Raw genomic sequence first — 26,249 nt, forward strand, 5'->3', positions numbered from 1 at the left:
GTGCTGAACAGTGGGCCCCCTCATCTCTTGCGATGATCTGCTGGTGACGCCCTCGCTGCAGCCCCCCACCGAGCCCACAGAGAACCACGGCCACAACGGCCACCCGCATGCGAGCCCGGGGCAGTGCGCCGGGCACCCGTCAGGGCACTCCGACGGCCACCCCGCCGGGCACTCCCCGGCTCCCCCATCGGGTCACTCCCACGGCCACGGCCACGGCCACAGCCACGGCCCGGCGGCCCCCGTCTCGAAGCACCTGCGCAAGGTCATCGCGGCCGTACTGATCCCCTTCGCCGCCGCCGTCTTCATCGGCATGGTGGTGCTCTGGCCGGGCGGCGCCCCCGCCCACGAGCGCACGGGGGTGGGCTTCGACCGGCAGACCCAGCAGGGTGTGGTCGCCGCGCTCGAACAGGTCGACTGCAAATCCGTGAACGCCTCCCAGGTACCGGCGACCGGGACCCCCTCCACCCCCGAGGGACGCGGGGCGCAGGCCGCGCAGACCGGTGAGTGCAAGAAGGCCACCGTCGAGATCACCACCGGCCCGGACAAGGGCCGCACCTTCGTGGAGATCGTCCAGCCGGGCGCGCCACGGCAGTTGGAGGATGGCCAGGAGGTGGTGGTGGCGTACGCGCCGGACGCCCCGCGCGACCTCCAGTACTCCGTGATCGACGTGAACCGCAAGCTCCCCATGGCGCTGCTGGCCGGCATCTTCGCGGTCGCGGTGGTCCTCGTCGGGCGGATGCGCGGGCTGTTCGCACTCATCGCGCTGGTGGTCAGCTTCGGGGTGCTGACCCTCTTCATCCTCCCGGCCATCCTGCAGGGTTCGAACCCGCTGGTCGTCGCGGTGGTCGGGGCGAGCGCCATCATGCTGATCGCGCTCTACATGTGCCACGGGCTGACCGCCCGTACCTCGGTCGCCGTTCTCGGCACGCTCGTCTCGCTGCTGCTGATCGGGCTGCTCGGCGCGGTGTTCATCGACTGGGCGTTCCTCAGCGGCAACACCGACGACAACACCGGGCTGATCCACGGGCTGTACCCGGACATCGACATGAGCGGTTTGCTGCTCGCGGGTGTGATCATCGGATCACTGGGCGTGCTCGACGACGTGACGGTCACCCAGACCTCGGCGGTGTGGGAACTGCACCAGGCGGACCCCTCGATGGGGCCGCGCGCCCTCTACCGGGCGGCGATCAGGATCGGCCGCGACCACATCGCCTCGGTGGTCAACACCCTGGTTCTGGCCTACGCGGGCGCCGCGCTGCCACTGCTCCTGCTGTTCTCGATCGCGAACAGCAGCATGGGCTCGGTGGCCAACAGCGAGCTGGTGGCGGTGGAGATCGTACGGACCCTCGTGGGCTCGATCGGCCTGGTGGCCTCGGTCCCCGTGACAACGGCGCTGGCCGCGCTGGTGGTTTCGGCCGACCGGCCGGGATCCCAGGCCGCCGGCCCGGCCGCAGCTCCGGCCCCGGCGGGTCCGGTCCGCAGCGGCCGGGGCCGGCGGCGCAAGCGCTAGGCGCCGCTCCCTGATCCGGCCTGATCGGCAAGGCGTCCCCTAGGGCGGGCGGTCAGCCGGCGTTCTGCTCGTTCTGCTGCGATTCGGCGAGGATCTTGCCGAGCGCCTCGTCGAGGTTCTCCTCGAAGTCGCCCAGGTTGCGCTCCTGTCCGAGCGGAACGATCCGGTCGGTGCGGTCGAGGAACGCGACGAGCGGCGCCGCGCTGGCCCGGAACAGGGCCCGGTCGCCGCCGACCTGGAGCCGGATGTGGACGTCGGAGAGGTCTTCGGGGTGGGTGGGGGCGATGTGCACATCGCCGTCACCGCATGGCTTGTTGATGCCGTCGAGAAGGAGTTCCCGGCCGAACGCCCAGGTCACGGGCGCGTCTCCGGGAAGGTGAAAGGTCAGGCGGACTGCGTAGGGGTCGCGTGCGTCGTACCGGAGTTCCACCGGAATCCGGAACGAAAGCTCCTCGGAAACGAGGAAGCTCATCATGACCTCTGCCTGTACCGACTCGCGCATTGACTACCCCGCTGTAGTTGAAGTGGCCAGGAATGATCCCCCAGGACCCACTTGACAAGAGTGGTGGAAGCGGTAGCAGATCACAAGGAGTGAGTTTTCAGATACTGATAGAGAACGAGAGGGTGCTCAACAGCGCGCCTACTTCACTCCGTAGCCGATTGACTACATAGAGCAATCGCTCTTCTTGGTGCAGGGGTAGAGAAATAGCCATCGTGGCGGCCGTATCGCCGACCGTAATGGGGATGGCGGCGCAGATCGTGCCGAGGGCATATTCCTGACGTTCGATCACCGGCTGCATTCGCCCGAGGGCCCCGATCCGGCTTTCCAGGGACCGTAGATCCCGGACCGTATAAGGGGTGATGGCCTCGACCGGATGGCGGTCGTAGTACTCCTTGCGCGTCTTCTCGTCGAGTTGCCCGAGCAGGCACTGCCCGATGGCGTGCGCATGGCCGGTCTCACGGAAGTCGGCCCACTCCTCGCAGGCCGGGCTGGCCGGGGTGTCCGAGACACCCACGACCTCGATCTCACCCTCGCGGTAGACCGCGAAGTAGACGGGGGCCCCGACCGCGTCGCGGAAGTGCGCGAGGGAGTCGAGGATCATGCTGCGACGTTTCTGCTGGAGTGCCCCACCGGCGAGCCGCCCTGCGGCCTCGCCCAGTACGAAGACTCCTCTCACTCTGCGTAGATAGCCCTCGTGCGTCAGGGTGCGCAGCAGGTGGTACGCGGTGGGGAGCGGGAGCCCGGCCTCGCGCGCCAGCTGTTTCGCCGGGGCTCCCCCGCTATGGGACCCCGCCGCCTCGAGCAGCCTCAGCGCGCGCTGCACCGAACCGATCAGAGTCGGCACACCGGCATTGTGAACCGGAGACAAAGCTCACCCCCAGGCGTGGCGGCGGGCCTTTGGGGAGGCCCGCTCTGCGGGGGCCGCCCCCGCGCGTGCCGTGGCTCCTGGGGTCGTACTCGGCGGCTCGTTTGCGTCGCCGCAGGTCAGGGCGGCAGGTCCGAGCGGCGGTACCGGCTTTCGGTGCCCAGGGAACGGCACAGAATGCCACTCTATCCACCGATTCCGGGGATGTGAGCGGTTTAGCGCGTCACGTTCCCTCACCTGGCTCAATCCCGGAGCCGCCCGGACCGCTCGCGTCTACCACTCGCCGGCGGAGGACTTCGATCCGCTGCCACTGAACTTCTTCACGACGAAGATCAGGCCGCCGACGAGGCCGGCGAAGAGGAGAAGCTTGAAGACGAACCCGATCAGCGCGCCCAGGATGCTGGTGATCACACCGCCGAAGACGAAGAGCGCCAGCAGCGGAACCGCCACCCACTTGACCCACCAGGGCATGCCTGCGAATACCTGTCGGATGCCGTCCATGTCCTCGACCTCTTCCTCGTCCGTGACTTCCTGCTCCCGATGCTATGAGTCAGCGGCCTCGTATCGGGGCCCGTGAGCCCCCGGAGTCCCCTGATCCGCCCCTTAGGGGGATCAGGGCCACGACCCTCATCCGCGCGCGGAGTTCAGCTCTCCGGCGGGGAGAAGACCACCATCACCTTCAGGTCCTCGGTGATGTGGTGGAACCTGTGCGGGATCCCCGCCGGGACGTAGACGACGCTGCCGCGTGCCACGGTCGTCGTCTCCTCCCCTACCGTGATCGAGGCCCGCCCGCTGACGACGAAGTACACCTCGTCCTGCCGGTGCGGCAGCTGCGGATCGATCTGTCCGGCGTCGAGCGCGTAGAGCCCGACCGACATGTTCCGCTCGCGCAGGAACTGCAGATAGGCGCCGTCATTGTCGGCCCGCTCCGCTTCGAGCTCGTCAAGCCGGAAGGCTTTCATCGTCGTTGCGCCCCTTGTACTCGATCGTTCCGTCGCATCCGCTGATCTGCGGATGTCCCACCGGGATCTTCTCTGCCACGATCAGACACATGACGAATTTCGTAGTCAAGACGCTCGCCAACGCGGCGGCCCTGGCCGTCGCCATCTGGCTGCTTTCCGGAATCACCCTCGACGACGGCAGCAGCATGGGCCGCCGGACGCTCACCCTGATCCTGGTCGCGTTGGTCTTCGGCCTGGTCAACCTGCTCGTCAAGCCGTTGGTGAAGCTGCTCTCGCTGCCGCTGTTCATCCTCACCCTCGGCCTGTTCACCCTCGTTGTGAACGCCCTGATGCTGCTGCTGACCTCGTGGCTGGCCACGCAGCTCGACCTCAGCTTTCACGTCGACGGATTCTGGACCGCGCTTCTCGGCGGCCTGATCATCTCCATCGTCTCCTGGGCCGTGAACATGGTCCTGCCCGACAAGGACTGAGCGTGCCTGGCATGCCTGCCATGTACCGCGTCTGCTTCGTCTGCACGGGCAACATATGCCGCTCCCCCATAGCCGAAGCCGTCTTCCGCGCCCATGTGGTGGCGGGCGGGCTCGACACCCTGGTCGAGGTGGACAGCGCCGGGACCGGCGGCTGGCACGAGGGGGACGGTGCCGATCCGCGCACCGTCGCCGTCCTGGAAGCGGCCGGCTACGAACAGGACCACCGGGCCCGCCGGTTCCGGTCCTCCTGGTTCGCCGGCCTGGACCTCGTGATCGCGCTCGACGCCGGGCACCTTGCCGACCTCCGGGCACTCGCGCCCACTGCCCAGGACGCCGCCAAAGTCCGGCTGCTGCGGTCCTACGATCCGGCGGCCACGGCCGCGGAGACCGACGTACCGGATCCCTACTACGGGCCGATCTCCGGGTTCGAAGAGTGCCTGGAGCTGGTCGAGGCGGCGAGCCCCGGCCTGCTGGACGCCATACGCAAGGCCATGAAGGAGCACACCGCGTGAACGAGTACGCCCCCCAGGAGACCGGACCGGCCGCACCGGCCCCGGCTGCCGCAGCCCGGTTCGGCGACGGCACCCGGGCCGTCCGGGCCGGACTGCCCGAGCCCGTCAAGAACGAGCCGCCCCTGCCCGGACCGGTCTTCGCCGCACACTTCCACCTCCCGGGCGATGTCGAGGGCCCGTACGCCTACGGCCGCGACACCAATCCCACCTGGACCCTGCTGGAACGGGCCATCGGGGAACTGGAGGCCCCCGGTGAGGACGTGCACACCATCGTGTTCGCCTCCGGCATGGCGGCGGTCTCCGCCGTCCTCCTCTCCCAGGCGCACACCGGCGACACCGTGGTCCTGCCCGCCGACGGCTACCAGGCGCTGCCGCTGTTGCGGGAGCAGTTGGAGGCGTACGGGATCCACGTGCGCACCGCGCCCACCGGCGACGACGCCCAGCTCGCGGCCCTCGACGGAGCCCGGCTGCTGTGGATCGAGACCCCTTCCAACCCCGGCCTCGACGTGTGCGACGTACGCCGCCTCGTGGACGCGGCGCACGCCGGCGGGACCCTGGTCGCCGTCGACAACACCCTGGCCACCCCGCTCGGGCAGCGGCCCTTGGAGCTGGGGGCGGACTTCTCGGTGGCGAGCGGCACCAAGGGCCTGACCGGCCACGGCGACGTCCTGCTCGGGTACGTCGTCTGCGGCGACCCGGAGCTGGCCGCCCGCGTCCGGCGGTGGCGCAAGATCGTCGGCGCGATCCCGGGCCCCATGGAGGCCTGGCTCGCCCACCGCTCCCTGGCCACGATCCAGCTGCGCGCGCAGCGCCAGTGGGCCAACGCACTGGCCGTGGCAGAGGCATTGACGCACCGGACCGACGTGACCGGACTGCGCTACCCGGGCCTGGCCACGGACCGCTCCCACAAGACGGCCGCCCGGCAGATGCGGGGCTTCGGGTCGGTGGTCTCCTTCACACTGCCCGACCGCGCGCACGCGGAGCGGTTCATGTCCGCACTGCACCTGGTCGAGGACGCCACGAGTTTCGGGGGCGTACGATCCACCGCCGAGCGGCGGGGACGGTGGGGCGGCGACGCCGTGCCGGAGGGCTTCATCCGGTTCTCCGCCGGGGCCGAGGACACCGAGGATCTGGTCGCGGACGTGCTGCGCGCCCTCGATCACGCGGGTGCCGGGGACTGAACCGGGGGACGGCCTTCAGCCGTGGTCGAGCGGTCCGAGCCTCCCCCCTCATGGCTCGGACCGCCCCGGGTTCCGCGCGGTTCCGCGCGCGGAGGGCCACGCGACTAGGCTAATTGACTCTGCGTCAGAGTCCAATCACGGTAACGACAGGGACCTATCTGCATATTTATAGTTGAAGGCCCCCACCGAGAGGTGCCGCGATGGACCTGACCCTGCTGCGCACCTTCGTGGCCGTCCACCGGGCCGGCTCGTTCACGCGCGCCGCCACCCTCCTCGGACTGTCCCAGCCCGCCGTGACCTCGCAGATCCGCACCCTGGAGCGCCAGTTGGGGCGCCCCCTCTTCCACCGCCGGGCGCGTGGCGTCACCCCCACCGCCGTCGGCGACGAGCTCGCCCACAAGGCCGCCCCGCACCTCGACGCCCTGCTGCGGATCACCGAGGCCGGGCGGGAGGCCGCCGGCGCGTTACGCACCCTCCACGTCGCCGGGCCCCCCGAGTTCCTGTGCCTGCGCGTGCTGCCCGCCCTCGCGCTCCTGGTCGGCCAGGGTCACACCCTGCGCGCCGCCCCGCAGACCGACGCGGAGGCCACCCTGGACGGGCTCGCCGCGGGCCACCACGACCTCGTGGTCACCACCGCCCACCCCCGGGGCGGGCTCTTCACCGCCACCGCGTTGTGCGACGAGGAACACGTCCTGGTCGCCGCGCCCTACTGGGCCGCCCTCGTGGACCGGGGCCGGCTGTGCGAGGAGGGTCCCGCCGCGCTGGACGGCATCCCGCTCGTCGAGGTCCACGAGCGCCTGCCGCTCGTCACCCGCTACTGGGCCGCCGTCTTCGACACCCTGCCCGATGCCAGGTCCCTGGCCGCCACGGTGGTCGTGCCCGACCTGCGGGCGGTACTGGAATGCGTCCGGGCCGGCGCCGGGCTCGCCGTCCTACCCCGCTACCTGTGCCAGGACGCCCTCGATGCCGGTCGGATCGTGGCGCTGGCGGAGCCGGCGGTGCCGCCGCTGCGCACCTGGTTCCTGGTCGTGCGGACCGGAAGCCTGGCGCTCGCCCACCTCGCCAGGGCGCACGACCGCCTGCTGGATGCCGCCGTGCACTGGTGAGCCCCCCATTTCCGGCCCGTGGCGCGTTTCAGAAGCGGAGTGGTGGGCCACTCTTCTCCCATGACCGAACGTCCCGTGGTCAAACGCACCGCCCGCGCGATCCTGCTCGACGGTGACGACCTGATCCTCATCAAACGCACCAGGCCCGGCGTCGATCCGTACTGGCTCACCCCCGGCGGGGGAGTGGAGCCCTCGGACGCCACGGTCGTCGACGCCCTCCACCGGGAGGTCCACGAAGAACTCGGCGCGAAGATCACCGATGTGGTGCCCTGCTTCGTCGACACCGTCGAGCACATCGCCGACCGGGGGGTGACCGGCGTGAAGGTGCAGCACTTCTTCGTCTGCCGCCTCGAGTCCATGGACCCCAGCCTCCGTCACGGCCCCGAAGTCGACGAGCCCGAGGGCGAGTACGAGATCGTCCGCGTGCCCTTCAGCCGGGTGGGCATCGCCGCCGTCCATCTCGTCCCGCTGTCCCTGCGGCACTACCTCGACGGCAACATCGAGGGCGTCCGCGCCATGCACGCTCCAGACCTGGGCTGAGGCCGCGCTGAGACCGGTGGGCTGCCTCCGGTCTCAGCCGGCGATGCCCGCCAGACCCTCCACCGCGTCGTACCGGATCCGCTCGCAGGGAATGCCGATCCGAAGGAGCTCGTCCACGCCGTTGCGGATCATCGCGGGCGGCCCCGAGACGAAGGCGTCGTACGAGCTCCACGGCCCGTGTTCGCCCACTGCCTGTGGCAGCTGTCCGGCCAGCCCGTCGCCGACCACCGGGCGCACCGACAGCCACGGGTGCGAGCGCTGGAGCCCCAGCAGCGTGTCCTTGTCGTACAGGTCGCTGTTGCTGCGGGCCCCGAAGAACACCTCCACCGGCCGGCGTTCGCCGTGCTCGGCAACGTCCTCGATCAGTGCCTTGATCGGAGCGATTCCGGTGCCCCCGCCCAGGCACAGCATGCCGTTGTCCGTGGTGTGGTCCACCACCATCGACCCGGCCGGCGGTCCCAGCCGCAGTACGTCTCCCGGGCGGGCGTGGCGCACCAGCGCATTGGAGACCCAGCCTGCCGGGACGGCCTTGACGTGGAAGGACAGCAGGCCGTCGGCGCGCGGAGCCGAGGCGAAGGAGTAGTGCCGCCACACCCGCGGCCACCACGGGGTCTCCAGGCTCGTGTACTGGCCGGCCAGGAAGGCGTACGGCTGATCGGGGCGGACCGTCAGCACCGCGATGTCCGAGGTGCGCAGATCGTGGGAGACCACCTCCGCGTGCCACCACGCCGGGGCCTTCACCTCGTCCTCCGCCGCCGCGTCGATCATGATCTGGGAGATCGCGGTGTACGCCCGCACCCAGGCGGCCTGCGTCTCCGGGCCCCAGCTGTTGTGCGCGTACCGGGCCAGTGCCCCGACCAGGGCCTCACCGACCACGGGGTAGTGACCGGCCATGGTGCCGTACTTGCGGTGCCCGGTGCCCAGGCGGCGCAGGTAGGGGACGAGGACGTCGGGGTTGTCGATGTGCTCGGCGGCGGTCAGCAGCGCCTTCAGCAGCCGGTCCCGCTGGAGGTCCATGGCTGCGGGGAACATGCCGCGCATGTCCGGGTGCCCGGTGAACACCAGAGCGTAGAAGTACGAGGTCACCTTGCCGGCGACGGGGCCGATCTCCGCGAGCGTCCGGCGGATGAGCACGGCGTCCGGTGAGGGCTCGGTCGCGCCGCCCTCGCCGGATATCCGGGCCGTTTCGCGTCTGGCCGATCTGGTGGGCGGAGCGTCCATGCGGTGCCTCGCTTCGAGCATCTCGGTCGGTCTGCACACGCCACGGCCTGTGAATCCGTGGTTCCGGGTTTCACAGCGTGCCAGCCGCCTCAGGGCGCTGCGGGGAAATGCAGAAAATCCGCGTTTCGAACCCACTTTCCTCCTAAGATGCGTCCACTCCCGGGCGCGTCAGCCCCACAAGCTGGTATGCCTCGCGCAGATCCCGGCCCTCGTAGACGTGCGTTGCACGCTCGGCCAGGAAGGGCCGTGCATTGACCGCCACCGAGACCGGCACCACGTCGAAGAGCAATGCGTCGGTCACCGAATCCCCATAGGCGACGCAGGCGTCCCGGCTCAGACCGAACTCCGCGCACAGCCGGTCGGCGACCCTCACCTTGCCTTCGGGGGTCAGGATCCCGGACTCCTCCACAGGCTGGGTGAACGGCACTGTCGGGAAGACCGAGCCGTGCGCGGCATGCGCGCCCCACTCCAGTAGCAGTTCCACGAAGAAGGACGGCGACAGCGAGATCACTGCGCAGTAGTCCCCGCGTTCCCGGATCTCCTGCCACACGTCCCGGATCCCTACGAGCCAGGGAGCCCCGTCGAATGCCGCGCGGACATGTGCGGGTGTGAGTTCGGCCCACAGCGCGTGCGCGGCCACCGAGAACTGGTGCGGCCCTATCTCCTGGGCGCCGAAGGCCCGTTCCAGCTCGGCGATCTCGGCGCCCAGCCCGAGCTGACGGGAGATCTCGACAGGCGCCGCCGAGCCGTACATCAGCGTCCCGTCGAGGTCGAAGAGGTGCAGGAGAGTCATAGCCACCGAGGCTAGTGGTTCGGTTTCACGTGAAACACCGTGTTTCACGTGAAACACCGTCCGACGACCCCACCGGGGGTGTCCGATGTTTCACGTGAAACATCGGCCCAAATCCTCTGGACGGCTCCCAGCTCATGATCCAGTCTGGGCCGGTGACACCACCACACATCACCGATCTACCGATCCGAGCGCTGACCGTGGACGACCTCCGCCGCTGCGCCGACCTCTCCGAAGATCGCGGATGGCTCCGCGAGGACCACAAGTGGCGTCTGCTCCTCGCCGCCGGGAACGGCTACGGCATCGATGCCCCGGACGGCCTGGGACTCGCGGCATCCTGCGTCGTCACCCGGTACGGCACCACCCACGCCGGACCGGAGCTCGCCGCCATCGGGATGGTTCTCGTGGCCGACCGCTTCGCGCGTCAGGGATTGGGCCGCCGACTGATGGCCCACGTCTGCGACGACGTGCTCAAGGGTGTTCCCCTCACCCTGCACGCCACTCCCAACGGGCGGCCCCTCTACGAGGAACTGGGCTTCGAGACCACCGGGCGTGCCGAGATGCTGATGGGCACCTTCCGGCCCGACGGCACCCCCGGCACGTACGGCACCTCCCGGGTGCGGCCGGCCAACGCCGAGGACATCCCCCGCATCCTGCGTCTGGACGCGGAGGTCTTTGGCACGGACCGCACGCACATGATCACCCGGCTGCCCGCCTTCGCCGACCAGCTGATCGTCGCCGAGGACCGCTCCGGGGACGGCGCGCTCACGGGCTACGCCGCGGCCTGGCCCAACCTGGACACCCAGGTCATCGGCCCGCTGATCGCCCAGGACACCGCGACCGCCCAGTCACTGGTCACCGCGCTCGCCATGGGCACCGACCGGGTGCTGCGCACCGATGTCGACGTACGGCACGAGGAGCTCATCGCCTGGCTGCGGGACCGAGGCCTCGCCTCCGTGGCCTTCAACGCCGTCATGACCCGAGACATCCCCGCGCTGCCCGGCGACTGGACCCGCCGGTGGGCTCCGCTCACCGTGGCCGCGGGCTGAAAGGAGACCACCCTCGTGACCGACACTTCCGAGCTGACGATCCGGCCCGCCACCGAGGCCGATGTGCCCGCCATCGTCGCCATGCTGGCCGACGACCCGCTGGGCGCCACCCGCGAGTCCCCGGACGACCTCACCCCGTACCTCGCGGCCCTGCGGCGCCTCACCGACGACCCGAACCAGCACTTGGTCGTCGCCGTCCGCGCCGGCCGTGTGGTGGGCACCCTCCAGCTGACGATCGTGCCGGGCCTCTCCCGCAAGGGGGCCACCCGCTCCATCATCGAAGGCGTCCGCGTGCACGCGGACGAGCGCGGCAGCGGCCTCGGCACCCGGTTCGTCGAATGGGCCGTCGAGAAGTCCCGTACCGAGAACTGCTCGTTGGTGCAGCTGACTTCGGACGTGACCCGGACCGATGCCCACCGCTTCTACGAACGGCTCGGGTTCACCGCCTCACACGTCGGGTTCAAGCTCCAGCTCTGACCGGTCGGTGCGGTAGGCCGGGCCGCCGCGTCGGCGGCCCGGCCTACGATCGGGAGGATGAGCCTCCCTCTCGTCACCACCGCCGAGCGCCGCCATCGGCTCGGCCGACGCCACCGCCTGGCTCCGTCGGCCCGCGCGGCGACGGTCGTGCAGGCGGCGGACTCCGTCGTCGCCCTGCATGCCACCGATGCCGCGACCGTCTTCCTCTCGGCCCGGGCCCGGCTCGCCGAAGGCGGCCCGGACGCGATCGAGCGGGCGCTCTACGAGGACGTGGGCCTCGTGCGCCTGCTCAGCATGCGCAACACGCTCTTCGCGGTCTCCGCCGAACTCGCCCCGCACGTCGACTCCTCCACCGCCCGCGCGATCGCCACGAAGGAGCGCCGCACCCTCCTCAAGCACCTCGACGAGGACGGACGGGGACTCGACGCCGAGTGGCTGGCCCGGGCCGAGGCGGCCTCGCTGGCCGCCCTCGACGCCCACGGCCCCTCCACCGGCAGCCAGCTGTCTGCGGCCGTACCCGCACTGCGCCAGAAGATCACCATCAGTCGCGGCAAGAAGTACGAGACCGAGCAGGGGGTCGCCACCCGCGTCATCCGGCTGCTGGCCGCCGACGGCCGGATCCGCCGCGACCGGCCGCGCGGCTCGTGGACCTCCAGCCAGTACCGCTGGGTCCACACCGAGCCCTGGCCCGCCCTGCCCGTCATCGAGGCCCGTGCGGAGATCGCCCGCCGCTGGCTCCGTGCCTACGGCCCCGCCACCGAGGCCGACCTCAAGTGGTGGACCGGCTGGAACCTCACCGACGTCCGGAAGGCCCTGGCCGCCGTGGGCCCCGACCAGGTACGGCTCGAAGACGGCACCACCGCCCTGGTCAGTCCCGGGGACATCGCCCCCGAACCGGCCCCGGAGCCCTGGGCCGCGCTGCTGCCCGGTCTCGACCCCACCGGAATGGGCTGGGCCAACCGCGGTTTCCACCTCGACCCCGCCCACCGCAGCGCCCTGTTCGACTATGCCGGCAACATCGGTCCCACCGTGTGGTGGAACGGCGAGATCGTCGGCGGCTGGGCGCAGCGTTCCGACGGCGAGGTCGTCTGGCGGCTGCTGGGCAGCCCCGGCCGCGCCGCCGAGAAGGCGGTCACCGCCGAGGCCGCCCGGCTCGCCGCATGGGTGGGCGACGCCCGGATCACCCCGCGCTTCCGCACCCCGCTGGAGCGCGAGCTCGTCGCCTGATCCGGGCTCCCGGCCGTCAGCCGATGCCCCGCCAGCCCTGCGGGTCCACCCCGCCGGGCACCGGGGCGTCGGCGTCGTACGGCTCGCGCGTGAACACGAAGGACGCCAGGTCGAGATGGCTCACCGAGCCGTCCTCGCGGCGCACCGCCCGCAGCGTCTCACCGGCGTAGTAGCCGGAGAGCCCGGTCCAGCTGCCGTCCGGTTCGGCCCGGAAGCGGGCCGCGCGCCCGGCCGAGCCGACCGGTCCCAGCTCCAGCAGCCCGTCCGCCTTGAGGCGCACCACCTGGGCCGAAGTCCCCCAGTACCAGGGCCCGCACACATCCAGCGGGACGTGGTCCGACTCCAGGAACGGCCGCCACGGCCGCGGGAAGGGCGGCTCGGCATCCGCCACGATCCCCAGGAGATCCGTGGCCACCGCCGAGGCAGCAATCCCCGAGGTGCAGTTCGACAGGACCACCGCCGCCACGTCGTCCGCCTCGCTCAGCCAGAGCCCCGCGACGAAGCCCGGCAGCGAACCGCTGTGCCCCACGAGCCGGCGTCCGCCGACGGCCAGCAGCTGCACGCCCAGGCCGTAGCCGAGCTCGGCGATACCGGCCTCCGGGGGCGCGGCCGCCGTGCGCATCTCCCGTAGGGACTCGGCGCTCAGGACCCGCTCGTCCCCGCGCAGCAGGAAGTCGGCGAACCGGGCGAGGTCCCGCGTCGTGGACCACAGGCGGCCGGCCGCGGCCATCAGCCCCAGGTCCTCCAGCGGCTCGGGCATCATCACGTCCGCCCAGGGGTGCACCGCCCAGCCGCCCGCGTGCGGGGCCTGCGGCTGTCCGCTCGTACGCTCCAGCCCCAGGGGTTCCAGCACCTCGGCCCGCAGCGCCTCTTCCCAAGGCCTCCCGCGTACCGCCTCCACCAGTGAACCCAGCAGGGTGTAACCGGGGTTGGAGTAGTGGTGCCGGGTTCCCGGCGTGAGCTTGAAAGGTTCCTTGCCCAGGACGTCTGCGAGTTCGGGCCGCTGGTCACCGGGGGTGCGCTCCCACCACTCGCCGGGAGTCTCCGCCGCCAGACCGCCGGTGTGGGCGAGCAGTTGACCGATGGTCACCTGTCCGGCTCCGGTCCCGGGCAGGTGGTTCTCCAGCGGGTCCGTGAGGGAGATCAGGCCCTCGTCCCGCAGCCGCATCACGAGAACCGCCGTGAAGGTCTTGGTGATCGACCCGATCCGGTACTGGACGTTGCCGTCCGGGCCGTGACCCTCGACCGAGGTCCGGGAGCCCTCCCAGACCACCTCACCGCCGCGAAGGACGGCCGCCACCACGGAGGGCGCCCGCCCTTCGCTCTGCGCGACGGCGATCCGATGGCGCAACGCCCGCCGCGTGGCAGGGAGGAGTACCAGGTCTTCAGCTAGCTCATCCATGATCGGATGCTACGTGTTGGCCATGTCCACGAAGCGTGAATAGTGGCCCTGGAAGGCCACCGTGATCGTGGCCGTGGGGCCGTTACGGTGCTTCGCCACGATCAGGTCCGCCTCGCCGGCGCGGGGGGACTCCTTCTCGTACGCGTCCTCGCGGTGCAGCAGGATCACCATGTCCGCGTCCTGCTCGATCGAGCCCGACTCACGCAGGTCGGAGACCATCGGCTTCTTGTCGGTGCGCTGCTCCGGACCACGGTTCAGCTGGGAGAGCGCGATCACGGGAACCTCCAGCTCCTTCGCCAGCAGCTTGAGGTTTCGGGACATGTCCGAGACCTCCTGCTGACGGCTCTCGGGACGGCGTGAGCCGCCCGACTGCATCAGCTGGAGGTAGTCGATGACCACGAGCGAGAGGTCGTTGCGCTGCTTGAGCCGGCGGCACTTGGCCCGGATCTCCATCATCGACAGGTTGGGGGAGTCGTCGATGTAGAGCGGGGCGGCGGAGACGTCCGGCATCCGGCGGGCCAGCCGGGTCCAGTCGTCGTCCGTCATCGTGCCCGAGCGCATGTGGTGGAGCGCCACCCGGGCCTCCGCCGAGAGCAGGCGCATGGCGATCTCGTTGCGCCCCATTTCGAGGGAGAAGATGACGCTCGGCAGGTTGCTCTTGATGGAGCAGGCCCGGGCGAAGTCCAGGGCGAGCGTGGACTTACCCATGGCGGGACGGGCGGCGATGACGATCATCTGGCCCGGGTGCAGTCCGTTGGTCAGCGAGTCCAGGTCCGTGAAGCCGGTGGGGACGCCCGACATCTGGCCGCTGCGGGAGCCGATCGCCTCGATCTCGTCGAGGGCGCCCTCCATGATGTCGCCGAGCGGCAGGTAGTCCTCGGACGTCCGCTGCTCGGTGACGGCGTAGATCTCGGCCTGGGCACTGTTGACGATCTCGTCGACGTCCCCGTCGGCCGCGTAACCCATCTGCGTGATCTTCGTACCGGCCGCGACCAGGCGGCGCAGGACGGCCCGCTCGTGGACGATCTCCGCGTAGTACTCGGCGTTCGCCGCGGTCGGCACGGACTGGACCAGGGTGTGCAGGTACGAGGCCCCGCCCACCTTGCTGATCTCGCCGCGCCGGGTCAGCTCGGCGCCGACGGTGATCGGGTCGGCCGGCTCGCCCTTGGCGTACAGGTCGAGGATGGCCTGGTAGATCGTCTCGTGCGAGGGCCGGTAGAAGTCGTGGCCCTTGAGGACCTCGACCACATCCGCAATGGCGTCCTTCGAGAGCAGCATGCCGCCGAGCACGGACTGCTCGGCGTCGAGGTCCTGCGGAGGAACGCGCTCGAAGCCGCCACCACCGCCGGAGTCCCAGGAGCCGCCCTCGCGGCCCCGGTCGTGCTGTTCGTCCCCGCGGCCGCGGCCTTCGCTGTTACGGCGCGGACGAGCGGGCAGACGGTCTCCCGGACCGCTGTCGGCCCAGGGGTCGTCCATGGGCTCGGGCATGCTCACCGGGCCGCCTCCTCCCGTCCGCAACGCGGACCTCGCCGTGCCACTCTTTCTACGACACGGCTCTGACATATGGGGCACCCGATTCCGCTGTCGGCGAGTCGGGCAACGAACCACGGTAGGCCCGGGAGCGGCGTCAGCCAATCTGGTTATCCACAGGGTGTGTGGATGACATGTGGATGACGGCGCCAATGCTGTGGGTAAGTCGCCGGAAGCTGTGCACGGACCGGGGGACGACGCTGTGGACAAAATCACCCGCGGCACCCCCATACCGCATCTGACCTGCGATTTCTTCTTCCGGAGGCTGTGGGGGAGAAAATTCTTGGCCACTGTCTCAAGATCGCCTCCAACGAGGTGCGGCGAACACCCAAGTCAACGCATCAGTAAGGATCCAAAGACGGTTGCATCCATTACCTGTGGAAGATTAGATTGAGCGCATGACACAGGCCCTCGCAGCACCCAAGGCGGGGCCCGGACGGCACGACCGGGAGATCTTCGCACTCGCCGTCCCCGCCTTCGGTGCCCTCGTCGCCGAGCCCCTCTTCGTGATGGCCGACAGCGCCATCGTGGGGCACCTCGGCACCCCCCAGCTGGCCGGCCTCGGCATCGCCGCCGCGGTGCTCACCACCGCCGTGAGCGTGTTCGTCTTCCTCGCCTACGCCACCACCGCGGCCGTCTCCCGGCGCGTCGGCGCGGGAGACCTGCAGGCGGCCATCCGGCAGGGCGTCGACGGCATCTGGCTCGCCCTGCTGCTGGGCACGGCCGTCATCGCCGTGGTGCTGCCCGCGGCCCCCTCGCTGATCTCACTCTTCGGTGCCTCCGACACCGTCGCCCCGTACGCGATCACCTATCTGCGGATCTCCGCCCTCGGCATCCCGGCCATGCTCATGGTCCTGGCCGCCACGGGAGTCATCCGCGGCCTCCAGGACACCCGTACGCCGCTCTACGTCGCCATCGGGGGCTTCGCCCTCAACGCGGGCCTGAACGTCGCCCTCGTCTACGGTGCGGGCCTCGGCATCGCCGGCTCCGCCTGGGGCACGGTCATCGCCCAGTGCGCCATGGCCGCCGCCTACCTCTTCGTGGTCGTACGCGGAGCCCGGCGGCACGGCGCCTCGCTGCGCCCCGACGCCGCGGGAATCCGGGCCTGCGCCCAGGCCGGCGCTCCCCTGCTGGTCCGCACCCTGTCGCTGCGCGCCATCCTGATGATCGCGACCGCCGTGGCTGCCCGGCTCGGCGACGCCGACATCGCCGCCCATCAGATCCTGCTCTCCCTGTGGAGCCTGCTCGCCTTCGCGCTGGACGCCATCGCGATCGCGGGGCAGGCGATCATCGGCCGCTACCTCGGCGCGGGGGACACCGAGGGGGCCCGGAGCGTCTGCCGCCGCATGGTGCAGTGGGGGATCGCCTCGGGCGTCGTCCTCGGCCTGCTGGTGGTCCTGGCCCGCCCGGTGTTCATTCCGCTGTTCACCAGCGATCCGGCGGTCGAGGCGGCACTGCTGCCCGCCCTGCTGGTCGTGGCTCTCTCCCAACCCGTCTCGGGCATCGTCTTCGTGCTCGACGGAGTCCTGATGGGCGCCGGGGACGGCCGTTACCTGGCCCGGGCCATGCTCCTGACGCTCGCCGCGTTCGTCCCGGCCGCGCTGCTCGTACCGATCGTCGGCGGTGGCCTGACGACGCTCTGGTGGGCCATGACGCTGATGATGGTGGTCCGGATGGTCACTCTCCGGCTGCGCGCCGGCTCGGGCCGGTGGCTGATCGCGGGCGCCACCCGGTAGGGAGCGTCCGGAGCGCGGCTGTGTTGTGCTGTGTTTCACGTGAAACATCGCCGCCCGGCGCGGCTCCTGTTTCACGTGAAACACCCTCGGCAGGCCGACGTGCGGACCGGCCGGCCGGCCGACAACGACGAAGGGCCGCACCCCGGTGGGGTGCGGCCCTTCGCAGTGCGCAGCCCTTAGGCAGCGACGACCTCGATGCCCACGTTCGCGGCCACGTCGGCGTGCAGACGCACGGAGACCTGGTACGAACCGAGGGTCTTGATCGGGGATCCGAGCTCGACGCGGCGCTTGTCGACCTTCGGGCCACCCGAGGACTCGATCGCCGTGGCGATGTCGGCCGGGGTCACGGAACCGAAGAGACGACCGGCGTCACCCGCGCGGGTGGCCAGACGGACCTTCACGCCCTCGAGCTTGGCCTTGACTTCGTTGGCCTGCTCGATGGTCGCGATCTCGTGGATCTTGCGGGCGCGGCGGATCTGCGCCACGTCCTTCTCGCCACCCTTGGTCCAGCGGATCGCGAAACCACGCGGGACCAGGTAGTTGCGAGCGTAACCGTCCTTGACGTCGACGACATCGCCGGCGGCACCGAGGCCAGAAACCTCGTGGGTCAGGATGATCTTCATTAGTCGGTCACCCTTTCCTTATCGCGCGGTGGACGTGTAGGGCAGCAGCGCCATCTCACGGCTGTTCTTGACTGCCGTGGCGACGTCACGCTGGTGCTGCGTGCAGTTGCCGGTAACGCGGCGGGCACGGATCTTGCCGCGGTCGGAAATGAACTTCCGCAGCATGTTCGTGTCCTTGTAGTCCACGTACACGGTCTTGTCCTTGCAGAATGCGCAGACCTTCTTCTTAGGCTTGCGCACAGGCGGCTTCGCCATTGTGTCTCTCCTGTGTGATCAAGAAGTGGGGATGCGAGCTGCCCTAGAAGGGCGGCTCGTCCGAGTAGCCACCGCCGGAGCCGCCGGAGCTTCCGCCCCAACCGCCCCCGCCGCCGCCCTGCGGCTGGCCACCGGCCGGCGCGCTGGACGCCCACGGGTCGTCGGAGGGAGCTCCGCCGCCCTGCTGGGGCTGGCCACCGGGGGCTCCGCCCCAGTTGCCACCGCCGCCGCCCTGAGGCTGACCGCCGCCGCCGTATCCACCCTGGCCACCGCGACCGGTGGTCTTGGTGACCTTGGCCGTGGCGTTCTTCAGGCTGGGGCCGACTTCCTCGACGTCCAGCTCGTAGACCGTGCGCTTGACACCCTCACGGTCCTCGTACGACCGCTGCCTCAGCCGGCCCTGCACGATGACGCGCATGCCTCGCTGGAGGGACTCGGCGACGTTCTCCGCCGCCTGCCGCCACACCGAGCAGGTCAGGAACAGGCTCTCGCCGTCCTTCCACTCATTGGTCTGACGATCGAAGGTGCGGGGGGTGGACGCGACACGGAACTTCGCGACCGCCGCACCCGAGGGGGTGAAGCGCAGCTCGGGGTCGTCGACGAGATTGCCGACGACCGTGATGACGGTCTCGCCTGCCATGGATGAACCTCTCGGCGGGGATTGCTGCTGGGCTGCTGTGCTACTCGGTCCCGATTACCGCTGAACCGAAGTTCAGTGGGTCTCGGGGCGAAGGACCTTGGTCCGGAGAACCGACTCGTTCAGGTTCATCTGTCGGTCAAGCTCCTTGACGACCGCAGGCTCGGCCTGAAGGTCGATGACCGAGTAGATGCCCTCGGGCTTCTTCTTGATCTCGTAAGCGAGACGACGACGGCCCCAGGTGTCGACCTTCTCGACCTTTCCGTTGCCCTCACGGACGACAGAAAGGAAGTTCTCGATCAGCGGGGAGACAGCGCGCTCCTCGAGATCGGGGTCGAGGATGACCATCACTTCGTAGTGACGCATGTGGAACCCACCTCCTTTGGACTCAGCGGCCACGGTCGTTCCGTGGCAGGAGGGTCGTGATGCGTAAGCACGGCGTCCGCAGAGCAGACACCGCGCAGCTGTACAGACTACCTGCTCCACTCCTTCCGGTTGAAATCCGCCGGGAGAGGGCCACAATCTGTATCCATCGGGTGTGCTCGGTGCTAGGCCCCCGGCCCCATGCCGGAGGCAGCCCGCAGCACCGCCAGCTTCAGCCAGGAGGTGCCCTTCCGATGGCACAGGCAATGCGGCCCCCTCAGATCTCCCTCCTCTCCACCGACGGCAAGCCCCACCCGCTGCAGGACGCCCTGATGGCGGTCACGCTGACCCTCGGCGCCGTGGCGTTCGTCACGGCTTTCTTCCACAACCTGCACCTGATCAGCTCGTGGGCCGGGCTGATCGGAATCCTGACCGGCGCGTACGGACAGTTCGTCTCCGTCACGACACGCGAGCGCTTCGCGCTGATCATCGGCCTTGGCGCGTCTGCCGTCGGCTTCTACCTCGGCATGTTCCACGGCGGCCTCTTCGGGGGCTGACCGGGCCGTCCGGGACACCTCCGCGACAGGGCGCCGGCCGCGCACCGGCCCGGGCCCACGGCCCGTCCCCCAGAAGGGTGGCGCCCCTGTCGCAGTAGGCTTCGCGCCATAGCCAGCGAAGCCGCCGGAGGAGACGCCCCGCATGAGCCTGTCCCTGAGGACCATCAGCCGAGAGCAGCATCTGGGTTACCTCCAGAGCCTGCCCTCGGCTAGCCACTGCCAGGTCCCGGCGTGGGCCGACGTGAAGAACGAGTGGCGTTCCGAGAACCTCGGATGGTTCAACGAGTCCGACGAACTCGTCGGCGCGGCCCTCGTGTTGTACCGGCAGCTGCCCAAGGTGAAGCGGTACCTCGCGTACCTTCCCGAGGGCCCGGTCATCAACTGGTACGCCCCGAACCTGGAGGAGTGGCTCCAGCCGATGCTGGCCCACCTCAAGCAGCAGGGCGCCTTCACCGTGAAGATGGGCCCGCCCGTCGTCATCCGGCGCTGGAACTCGACCGCCATCAAGGCCGGTATCCAGGACCCGAACGTGAAGCGCCTGCGCGACGTGGAGGCCTCGGTCATCGAGCCCCGCGCCTTCGAGGTGTCGGACAAGCTGCGCCGCATGGGCTGGCAGCAGGCCGAGGACGGCGGCGCCGGCTTCGGTGACGTCCAGCCGCGCTACGTCTTCCAGGTGCCGCTGGCCAACCGCTCGCTGGACGACGTCCTCAAGGGCTTCAACCAGCTGTGGCGCCGCAACATCAAGAAGGCCGAGAAGGCCGGCGTCGAGGTCGTCCAGGGTGGCTACGACGACCTGCCGACCTGGCAGCACCTGTACGAGATCACGGCCGAGCGCGACAAGTTCCGCCCGCGTCCGCTCAGCTACTTCCAGCGCCAGTGGACGGCCCTCAACTCCGAGGACCCCAACCGGATGCGCCTCTACATCGCCACGCACGAGGGGGAGCCGCTGGCCGCCGCCACGATGCTCACCGTCGGCCAGCACGTCTGGTACTCGTACGGCGCCTCCGCCAACCACAAGCGTGAGGTCCGCCCCTCGAACGCGATGCAGTGGCGCATGCTGCGCGATTCCTACGCGCTCGGCGCAAGCGTCTACGACCTGCGCGGCATCTCTGACACGCTGGACGAGAACGACCACTTGTTCGGTCTGATCCAGTTCAAGGTCGGTACGGGCGGCGAGGCCGTGGAGTACGTCGGCGAGTGGGACTTCCCGCTCAACAAGGTGCTACACAAGGCCCTCGACATCTACATGTCGCGCCGCTGACACCGGTTCCACCCCGCCCCACACACAGACAGCACCGCTGCACCAGGCAGCTTCTCAGGAGAGGTTCCGGACGGGCATGGCGCTCACGCTCTACGTCGATACCGCGCGCTGGCGTGCGCACCAGAAGCAGATCCAGGACCAGTTCCCGGGGCTGATCCCGGTCTGCAAGGGCAACGGCTACGGCTTCGGCCACGAGCGGCTCTGCGAGGAGGCGACCCGCATGGGCGCCGACATCCTGGCCGTGGGAACGACGTACGAGGCCGCGAGCATCAAGGACTGGTTCGGCGGCGACCTGCTCGTCCTCACCCCGTTCCGGCGGGGCGAGGACCCGGTGCCGCTGCCCGACCGGGTCATCCGGTCGGTCGCCTCGCTGGACGGCGTGCGCGGTCTGGTGGGGGCCCGGGTGGTCATCGAGTGCATGAGCTCGATGCGCCGCCACGGAATCTCCGAGCAGGACCTCGGCCAGCTGCACGCGGCGATCGAGGACGTCCGGCTGGAGGGCTTCGCCCTGCACCTACCCCTGGACCGCCCGGACGGCTCGGACGCCGTCGAGGAGGTCATCGGCTGGATGGACCGGCTGCGCGCGGCCCGGCTGCCGCTGCACACCATGTTCGTCAGCCACCTGCGGGCCACGGAGCTCGCGCGGCTGCAGCAGCAGTTCCCGCAGACCCGCTTCCGGGCCCGTATCGGCACCCGGCTGTGGCTGGGCGACCACGAGGCCACCGAGTACCGCGGCGCGGTCCTCGACGTCACGCGCGTGGCCAAGGGCGACCGGTTCGGCTACCGCCAGCAGAAGGCCGCCTCCGACGGCTGGCTGGTCGTGGTCGCCGGCGGTACCTCGCACGGGGTGGGCCTGGAGGCCCCCAAGGCGCTCCACGGTGTGATGCCGCGCGCCAAGGGAGTCGCCCGGGCGGGCCTGGCCACCGTCAACCGCAACCTGTCGCCCTTCGTGTGGGCGGGCAAGCAGCGCTGGTTCGCGGAGCCGCCGCACATGCAGGTGTCGATCCTGTTCGTGCCCTCGGACGCCACCGAGCCGAAGGTCGGCGACGAGCTGGTGGCGCACCTGCGCCACACCACCACGCAGTTCGACCGGGTGCTCGACGCCTGAGCCGTTCGGTCCGCCCGGCCGGCCCGGTCAGTCCTCCGAGCTCGTGCCCCAGGCGACCCGCTGTCCCTCCGAGGGCGCCGCGTACCGCGGCGCCCTCGCTGCGTCCGACAGCACGAACACGTCCTCGGCGCCGTCCAGCACGCCACCGGAGGGGTCGTCCGATCCGTCCCGCCGTACGACGTCCCGCTCGGGCATCAGGATGTCCCGGACGACGACCGCGCACAGGTACAGGGTGGCCAGCAGGTGGGCGGCGATCGCCAGCTGGTAGCCCTCCACGGGCAGGCCCTGGTGCTTGTCACCGCTGGACGTGTAGGCGAGGTAGAACCAGATGCCGAGGAAGTAGACGACCTCGCCGGCCTGCCAGATCAGGAAGTCCCGCCAGCGCGGCCGGGCCAGCGCGGCGAGCGGGATGAGCCACAGCACGTACTGCGGCGAGTAGACCTTGTTGCACAGGATGAACACGGCGACGACGAGGAAGGCCAGCTGTGCGAACCGGGGCCGTCGCGGGGCGGTCAGGGTGAGCAGGCCGACGGCCCCGCACAGCACGAGCGTCAGCCCGGTCGCGTACGTGTTGGCGCCGTCCAGGGGGTTTCCCGAGCGCTGGGAGATCAGCAGCCACACCGAGCCGAAGTCGATGGGCCGTTCCTGGCTGAAGGTGTAGAACTTCGTCCAGCCGTCCCAGGCGAAGAGCATGACGGGCAGGTTCACCACGAGCCAGGCCCCGGCCGCGCCGAGAACGGCGGCGCCGAAGGCGCGCCACCTCCCCGCCCGCCAGCAGAGCACGAACAGCGCGCCGAGCAGCAGCACCGGGTAGAGCTTGGCCGCGGTGGCCAGGCCGATGAGGACGCCGAAGAGGATCGTCCGGCCGCGGGACCACATGAGCATCCCCGCGGCGGTCAGGGCGATCGCCAGCAGGTCCCAGTTGATCGTGGCCGTCAGGGCGAAGGCGGGCGCCAGGGCGAAGAGCAGGGCGTCCCAGGGACGACGGCGGTGGGTGCGGGCGACACAGACGGCGATGACGGCCGCGCAGGCCATCAGCATGCCCGCATTGACCATCCAGTACATCTGTTCGCGATGCTGCATGGAGCCGCTGCCAGGCGTCAGCCAGGAAGCGATCTCCATGAAGAGCCCGGTGAGCACCGGGTACTCCAGGTACTCCATGTCGCCGGGGAGCCGGTCGAAGTAGGGCGTCAGGTTGTCGGCGAAGCCGCGCACGGCGTACAGGTGCGGGATGTCGGAGTAGCAGGCGTGGGTGTACTGCGAGCCCGCCCCCCGGAACCACGCCCAGTCGTAGCAGGGCAGTTTCTGGACCATGCCGAGCGCGAACATGCCGATGGCGATGAGCGCCACGATCCGGACCGGCCCCAGCCAATGCCCGCCGAGCCGGGCGTAGCGGCCGATCGGGCCGCCCATGAACTCAGCTCCGGCTGCGGCGACCTCGTCCTGCTGCGTGGGCAGTACGGGGCGGTCCTCGTGCACCTTGGTCATGGGCTCATCCTGCCGTACGGGGCCGGACATGGGGGAAGGCCGTCGCACGGCGGGTGCGACGGCCTTCCCCGGCTCACGGAGCGGCGGTACGGGTCACTCCTCGTCGGAGTCGTTCACCCCGCCGGTGAGGCCGCCCGGGCGGCCCGGTCTGCCGGACTGTGACGGAGACGGTGAACCGCTGGATCCGCCGGTGTTGCCGGAGACGGTCCCGGAGGTGTTGCCGCTGTTCGTGCCTCCGTTGGTGGTGCCGCGCGTGGTCTCCGGATCGCAGTACAGCTCCCACGGCCGGCAGGACGGCCGGCCGCCCTTGGACGGGGAGGGTGAGGGTGCCGGGGAGCTCGGAGGGACCGTCGACGGGGAGGGCGACGGCGGCACGACGACCGACGGCGTGGGGGAGGGGGCACCGGCGGAGTCGGCGGTGACGCCGAGGTCCTCGGCCTCGGGGAAGTCCGTGACCGGGACGTTCTTGAGCGCCTCGCGCATGTACTCGGTCCAGATCACGGCCGGGATGTCACCACCGTGGATGGAGGGGATGTCACCCACGCCGTTCATGGAGATCAGCTTCTTGTCCGCCGAGTTGGGGTCGGTGCGGAAGAGGACGACCGAGGTGGACAGCTCCGGGGTGTAGCCGACGAACCACGCCGACTTGTTCTGGTCCGTGGTGCCGGTCTTGCCGGCGGCCGGCCGGCCCAGCTTCTTGACCTTGGTCGCGGTGCCGTTCTGGACCACGTTCTCCAGGACCTTGGTGATGTTGTCCGCGATGTCGCTGTCCATGGCCCGCTGGTCCTTGACCTTCTCGAAGCCGGACAGCGGCTCGCCGTTCTTCCTGACCTCGGTCACGGAGAACGGCTCGCGGTGCGTGCCGGAGGCGGCGAAGGTCGCGTACGAGTCGGCCATCCGGATGGCGCTGGGGGTGGAGGTACCGAGGGCGAAGGAGGCGTCGGAGTTCGGGTTCATCGACTCCTCCAGGATGCCCGTGGACTTGGCCAGCGCCCTGACCTTGTCGTGACCGACGTCGAAGACGAGCTGGGCGAACGGCACGTTGATGGACTTCTCCATCGCCTCGTTCAGGGTCACGTACCCGAAGGCGGTGGGGCTCTCGTTCTTCTGCTTGAACGGGGCGCCCGAGGCGTCGCGCAGGGGCCTGCCCTCACGGTTGTTGATCACAGTGAGGTCGTTGGCTTGGTACTTGCTGTCGACCGAGATGCCCTTGCCGTTGGAGTACTTGGTGCCGTACTCCATCGCAGCCGCCAGCACGTACGGCTTCCAGGTCGAGCCGACCGGGACACCGCTGGTGTTGGCGTTGTTGCTGAAGTACTTGTGGTCCCAGCCCGGGCCGCCGTACAGGGCGACGATGGCTCCGGTCTTCACGTCCACGGAGGCCCCGCCGAACTGCACGAAGGTGTCGGTGTCGGGGCGTTCCTTCTCGTCGATGAACCCGTTGCGGGTGTCCTCGACCGCCTTGACCAGGGCGTCCACCCTGGGCTTCTGGAAGGTGGTCCTGATCCGGTAGCCGCCCAGGGCCATCTGCTCGGGCGTGATGGACTTGGTCTTCATCACGTAGGCCTTGGCCGTGTCGACCAGGTAGCCGATCTGGCCGGTCATGCCGCGGGCCGACTCCGAGTCGGCGCGCGGGGGAAAGTCCGCGTCCGTGTACTTCGCCCGCTCGGTCTTGTCCATCCGGCCGACCTCGACCTCGCGGTCCAGCACCCAGGACCAGCGTTCCCGGGCCCGGTTCTCGTTGAGGGCGGGGGTGGCCGCGGCGCCGATGCCGCCATCCGGATTGTAGAGGTTGGGGCCCTTCAGCACCGCCGCCAGGAACGCGCATTCGGCGGGGTTGAGGTCCTGGCTGTCCTTGCCGAAGTAGGCGCGGGCCGCGGCCTGGATCCCGTAGGCGTCCCGGCCGTAGTAGGCCGTGTTGAGGTAGCCCGCCAGGACCTTGTCCTTCTCCTCGGACACACCGAGCCTTATCGCGATGAAGAGCTCGGTGGCCTTCCGCTTGAGCGTCTGGTCGGAGTCCAGGTAGGTGTTCTTCACGTACTGCTGGGTGATGGTCGAGCCGCCCTGGGTGGAGCCGCCCGTGGCCATGTTCCACACGGCGCGGCCGATGCCCATCGGGTCGACACCCTTGTCGGTCTCGAACGACTCGTTCTCCGCCGCGATCACGGCGTCCCTCATCGACCGGGGAATGCTGGAGATGGGCACGATCTGGCGGTTCATCGCACCACCGGTCGCGACCATCTGGGTGCCGTCGGCCCAGTAGAAGACATTGTTCTGCGCCTGGGCGGCCTTGTTCGGGTCCGGGGTGCTCACCATGGCGATGCCGATGCCTGCGCCCGCGATGATCACCGCGAAGAAACCGAAGGCCGTGCCGGACACGAACTTCCAGGACGGCACGAAGCGCTTCCAGCCGTCCCTGTCGGACCGCGGGTAGTTGATGAGCCGCTTGTCACGGGCCCCGGCGACGCGCGTGGCGGCGCCTCTTCCGCGGCCCGCGGTCCCTCTCTGGGCGGTGCGGCGGGCCTCGGCGCGGCTGCTCGGGGCCCGCTGCGGTGCGTACGGGCCGCTGTGTGACGCCGTGGGGACGTCACGTCCGGCCGGGCCGCCCCGTGCGGGGCGCTGCTGGGCGGCGCGGCGGGCCGAGGCGCGCCCACCACCCTGGGGCTGCGGCGGTTTGCGGCGGTGCTCGCTCATCGAACGACTACTCCTCGGGCAGGCGAGTGGCCTGGAAGCGGCAGATTGTTTCCGGTCCCCCCCGGTGTCATGGCGCACAGACTACGCACGCTCAAAACGCGCCCAGTGTCGAAGTTCGCCTCAAATCAGGCAACCTGCCTGGTGCGAATCGGTGATGTGACACCGGTCACCACGTCTCCCCTT

27 protein-coding genes are annotated in these 26,249 nt (G+C 69.9%); 13 read left to right on the top strand and 14 right to left on the bottom strand.

The features are described from left to right. Nucleotides 1-10: 10 nt before the first annotated feature. On the top strand, nt 11-1,510 hold the full coding sequence (locus ACGFZK_RS15685) for a YibE/F family protein (RefSeq protein ID WP_393849424.1): 1,500 nt from the start codon (nt 11-13) through the stop codon (nt 1,508-1,510). A gap of 52 nt (nt 1,511-1,562) precedes the next feature. Here the strand turns inward: ACGFZK_RS15685 and ACGFZK_RS15690 are convergent, their stop codons facing one another. The 4 genes from ACGFZK_RS15690 to ACGFZK_RS15705 form a co-directional block, all read right to left on the bottom strand. Continuing rightward, entirely contained in the window at nt 1,563-2,012 is a 450-nt protein-coding gene (locus ACGFZK_RS15690; RefSeq protein WP_030008369.1) for an SsgA family sporulation/cell division regulator, read from the bottom strand. 97 nt (nt 2,013-2,109) lie between these two features. Next, nucleotides 2,110-2,856 carry an IclR family transcriptional regulator gene (locus tag ACGFZK_RS15695; RefSeq protein ID WP_393849425.1) on the bottom strand — a complete coding sequence of 249 codons (747 nt, stop codon included), beginning with the start codon at nt 2,854-2,856 and terminating at the stop codon, nt 2,110-2,112. Between the two features lie 294 nt (nt 2,857-3,150). Further along, nucleotides 3,151-3,378, bottom strand: coding sequence for a DUF5326 family protein (locus tag ACGFZK_RS15700; protein ID WP_393849426.1), 228 nt, complete (start codon nt 3,376-3,378; stop codon nt 3,151-3,153). A 143-nt stretch (nt 3,379-3,521) separates the two neighbouring features. Then, nucleotides 3,522-3,839: a cupin domain-containing protein gene (locus ACGFZK_RS15705; RefSeq protein ID WP_393849427.1), complete on the bottom strand. Its 318-nt coding sequence runs from the start codon at nt 3,837-3,839 to the stop codon at nt 3,522-3,524. Between the two features lie 89 nt (nt 3,840-3,928). On the opposite strand from ACGFZK_RS15705, the gene ACGFZK_RS15710 reads away from it, so the two are divergent. The 5 genes from ACGFZK_RS15710 to ACGFZK_RS15730 all read left to right on the top strand — a co-directional run bounded on the left by ACGFZK_RS15710 (nt 3,929) and on the right by ACGFZK_RS15730 (nt 7,648). After that, entirely contained in the window at nt 3,929-4,309 is a 381-nt protein-coding gene (locus tag ACGFZK_RS15710) for a phage holin family protein (protein ID WP_393849428.1), read from the top strand. An 11-nt stretch (nt 4,310-4,320) separates the two neighbouring features. Further along, the gene (locus ACGFZK_RS15715; protein WP_393849429.1) at nt 4,321-4,821 is read left to right on the top strand and encodes a low molecular weight protein-tyrosine-phosphatase; all 501 of its coding nucleotides are present in this window, start codon (nt 4,321-4,323) and stop codon (nt 4,819-4,821) included. Further along, nucleotides 4,818-6,002: a cystathionine gamma-lyase gene (locus tag ACGFZK_RS15720; RefSeq protein WP_393849430.1), complete on the top strand. Its 1,185-nt coding sequence runs from the start codon at nt 4,818-4,820 to the stop codon at nt 6,000-6,002. Before ACGFZK_RS15715 ends, ACGFZK_RS15720 begins: the two co-directional genes overlap by 4 nt. A gap of 200 nt (nt 6,003-6,202) precedes the next feature. Continuing rightward, nucleotides 6,203-7,108, top strand: coding sequence for a LysR family transcriptional regulator (locus ACGFZK_RS15725; RefSeq protein WP_393849431.1), 906 nt, complete (start codon nt 6,203-6,205; stop codon nt 7,106-7,108). Nucleotides 7,109-7,168: 60 nt separating this feature from the next. Beyond that, nucleotides 7,169-7,648, top strand: a complete 480-nt coding sequence (locus ACGFZK_RS15730) for an NUDIX domain-containing protein (protein ID WP_393849432.1) — start codon at nt 7,169-7,171, stop codon at nt 7,646-7,648. A 33-nt stretch (nt 7,649-7,681) separates the two neighbouring features. On the opposite strand, the gene ACGFZK_RS15735 is transcribed toward ACGFZK_RS15730, so the two are convergent. Both ACGFZK_RS15735 and ACGFZK_RS15740 read right to left on the bottom strand, forming a co-directional pair. Next, the gene (locus ACGFZK_RS15735) at nt 7,682-8,869 is read right to left on the bottom strand and encodes a globin domain-containing protein (RefSeq protein WP_393849433.1); all 1,188 of its coding nucleotides are present in this window, start codon (nt 8,867-8,869) and stop codon (nt 7,682-7,684) included. Between the two features lie 142 nt (nt 8,870-9,011). Then, a complete protein-coding gene (locus ACGFZK_RS15740) occupies nt 9,012-9,662 on the bottom strand; it encodes an HAD family hydrolase (RefSeq protein WP_393849434.1) in 651 nt (216 codons plus the stop codon). Nucleotides 9,663-9,796: 134 nt separating this feature from the next. On the opposite strand from ACGFZK_RS15740, the gene ACGFZK_RS15745 reads away from it, so the two are divergent. Genes ACGFZK_RS15745 through ACGFZK_RS15755 form a run of 3 tightly spaced genes read left to right on the top strand, consistent with a single transcriptional unit; the run spans nt 9,797 to nt 12,412 of the window. Further along, on the top strand, nt 9,797-10,708 hold the full coding sequence (locus tag ACGFZK_RS15745) for a GNAT family N-acetyltransferase (protein WP_393849435.1): 912 nt from the start codon (nt 9,797-9,799) through the stop codon (nt 10,706-10,708). A gap of 15 nt (nt 10,709-10,723) precedes the next feature. Further along, the gene (locus ACGFZK_RS15750) at nt 10,724-11,185 is read left to right on the top strand and encodes a GNAT family N-acetyltransferase (protein WP_393849436.1); all 462 of its coding nucleotides are present in this window, start codon (nt 10,724-10,726) and stop codon (nt 11,183-11,185) included. A gap of 57 nt (nt 11,186-11,242) precedes the next feature. Continuing rightward, nucleotides 11,243-12,412 carry a winged helix DNA-binding domain-containing protein gene (locus ACGFZK_RS15755; RefSeq protein ID WP_393849437.1) on the top strand — a complete coding sequence of 390 codons (1,170 nt, stop codon included), beginning with the start codon at nt 11,243-11,245 and terminating at the stop codon, nt 12,410-12,412. 16 nt (nt 12,413-12,428) lie between these two features. Here the strand turns inward: ACGFZK_RS15755 and ACGFZK_RS15760 are convergent, their stop codons facing one another. Together ACGFZK_RS15760 and dnaB are read right to left on the bottom strand one after the other, a co-directional pair. Next, nucleotides 12,429-13,814: a serine hydrolase domain-containing protein gene (locus ACGFZK_RS15760; RefSeq protein ID WP_393849438.1), complete on the bottom strand. Its 1,386-nt coding sequence runs from the start codon at nt 13,812-13,814 to the stop codon at nt 12,429-12,431. Between the two features lie 9 nt (nt 13,815-13,823). Next, nucleotides 13,824-15,290, bottom strand: a complete 1,467-nt coding sequence (dnaB, locus tag ACGFZK_RS15765; RefSeq protein WP_030713894.1) for a replicative DNA helicase — start codon at nt 15,288-15,290, stop codon at nt 13,824-13,826. A gap of 452 nt (nt 15,291-15,742) precedes the next feature. Here dnaB and ACGFZK_RS15770 point away from each other — a divergent pair, with 452 nt between their 5' ends. Continuing rightward, nucleotides 15,743-17,080: an MATE family efflux transporter gene (locus tag ACGFZK_RS15770; protein WP_393849439.1), complete on the top strand. Its 1,338-nt coding sequence runs from the start codon at nt 15,743-15,745 to the stop codon at nt 17,078-17,080. Between the two features lie 176 nt (nt 17,081-17,256). On the opposite strand, the gene rplI is transcribed toward ACGFZK_RS15770, so the two are convergent. The 4 genes from rplI to rpsF all read right to left on the bottom strand — a co-directional run bounded on the left by rplI (nt 17,257) and on the right by rpsF (nt 18,961). After that, complete coding sequence (gene rplI, locus ACGFZK_RS15775; protein ID WP_030008386.1) at nt 17,257-17,703, bottom strand: 50S ribosomal protein L9; 447 nt, start codon at nt 17,701-17,703, stop codon at nt 17,257-17,259. Between the two features lie 18 nt (nt 17,704-17,721). Next, nucleotides 17,722-17,958 (bottom strand): 30S ribosomal protein S18, encoded by a 237-nt coding sequence (rpsR, locus tag ACGFZK_RS15780; protein ID WP_003956534.1) that lies wholly within the window; start codon nt 17,956-17,958, stop codon nt 17,722-17,724. Between the two features lie 43 nt (nt 17,959-18,001). Further along, nucleotides 18,002-18,598 carry a single-stranded DNA-binding protein gene (locus ACGFZK_RS15785; protein WP_393849440.1) on the bottom strand — a complete coding sequence of 199 codons (597 nt, stop codon included), beginning with the start codon at nt 18,596-18,598 and terminating at the stop codon, nt 18,002-18,004. Between the two features lie 72 nt (nt 18,599-18,670). Continuing rightward, a complete protein-coding gene (rpsF, locus tag ACGFZK_RS15790; protein ID WP_004950685.1) occupies nt 18,671-18,961 on the bottom strand; it encodes a 30S ribosomal protein S6 in 291 nt (96 codons plus the stop codon). 251 nt (nt 18,962-19,212) lie between these two features. Here rpsF and ACGFZK_RS15795 point away from each other — a divergent pair, with 251 nt between their 5' ends. The 3 genes from ACGFZK_RS15795 (at nt 19,213) to ACGFZK_RS15805 (ending at nt 21,884) form a co-directional block, all read left to right on the top strand. Continuing rightward, nucleotides 19,213-19,515 carry a hypothetical protein gene (locus tag ACGFZK_RS15795; RefSeq protein WP_393849441.1) on the top strand — a complete coding sequence of 101 codons (303 nt, stop codon included), beginning with the start codon at nt 19,213-19,215 and terminating at the stop codon, nt 19,513-19,515. A gap of 142 nt (nt 19,516-19,657) precedes the next feature. Next, nucleotides 19,658-20,776: a peptidoglycan bridge formation glycyltransferase FemA/FemB family protein gene (locus ACGFZK_RS15800; protein WP_030383942.1), complete on the top strand. Its 1,119-nt coding sequence runs from the start codon at nt 19,658-19,660 to the stop codon at nt 20,774-20,776. Between the two features lie 76 nt (nt 20,777-20,852). Further along, nucleotides 20,853-21,884, top strand: a complete 1,032-nt coding sequence (locus ACGFZK_RS15805; protein WP_150258236.1) for an alanine racemase — start codon at nt 20,853-20,855, stop codon at nt 21,882-21,884. Nucleotides 21,885-21,911: 27 nt separating this feature from the next. Here the strand turns inward: ACGFZK_RS15805 and ACGFZK_RS15810 are convergent, their stop codons facing one another. Then, on the bottom strand, nt 21,912-23,372 hold the full coding sequence (locus ACGFZK_RS15810; protein WP_393849442.1) for a glycosyltransferase family 87 protein: 1,461 nt from the start codon (nt 23,370-23,372) through the stop codon (nt 21,912-21,914). Nucleotides 23,373-23,465: 93 nt separating this feature from the next. Then, nucleotides 23,466-26,066, bottom strand: coding sequence for a transglycosylase domain-containing protein (locus ACGFZK_RS15815; RefSeq protein WP_393849443.1), 2,601 nt, complete (start codon nt 26,064-26,066; stop codon nt 23,466-23,468). Between the last annotated feature and the right edge of the window lie 183 nt (nt 26,067-26,249).

The organism is Streptomyces sp. NPDC048257 (genome assembly GCF_043201855.1).
In the GTDB taxonomy this organism is placed as follows: Bacteria; Actinomycetota; Actinomycetes; order Streptomycetales; family Streptomycetaceae; genus Streptomyces.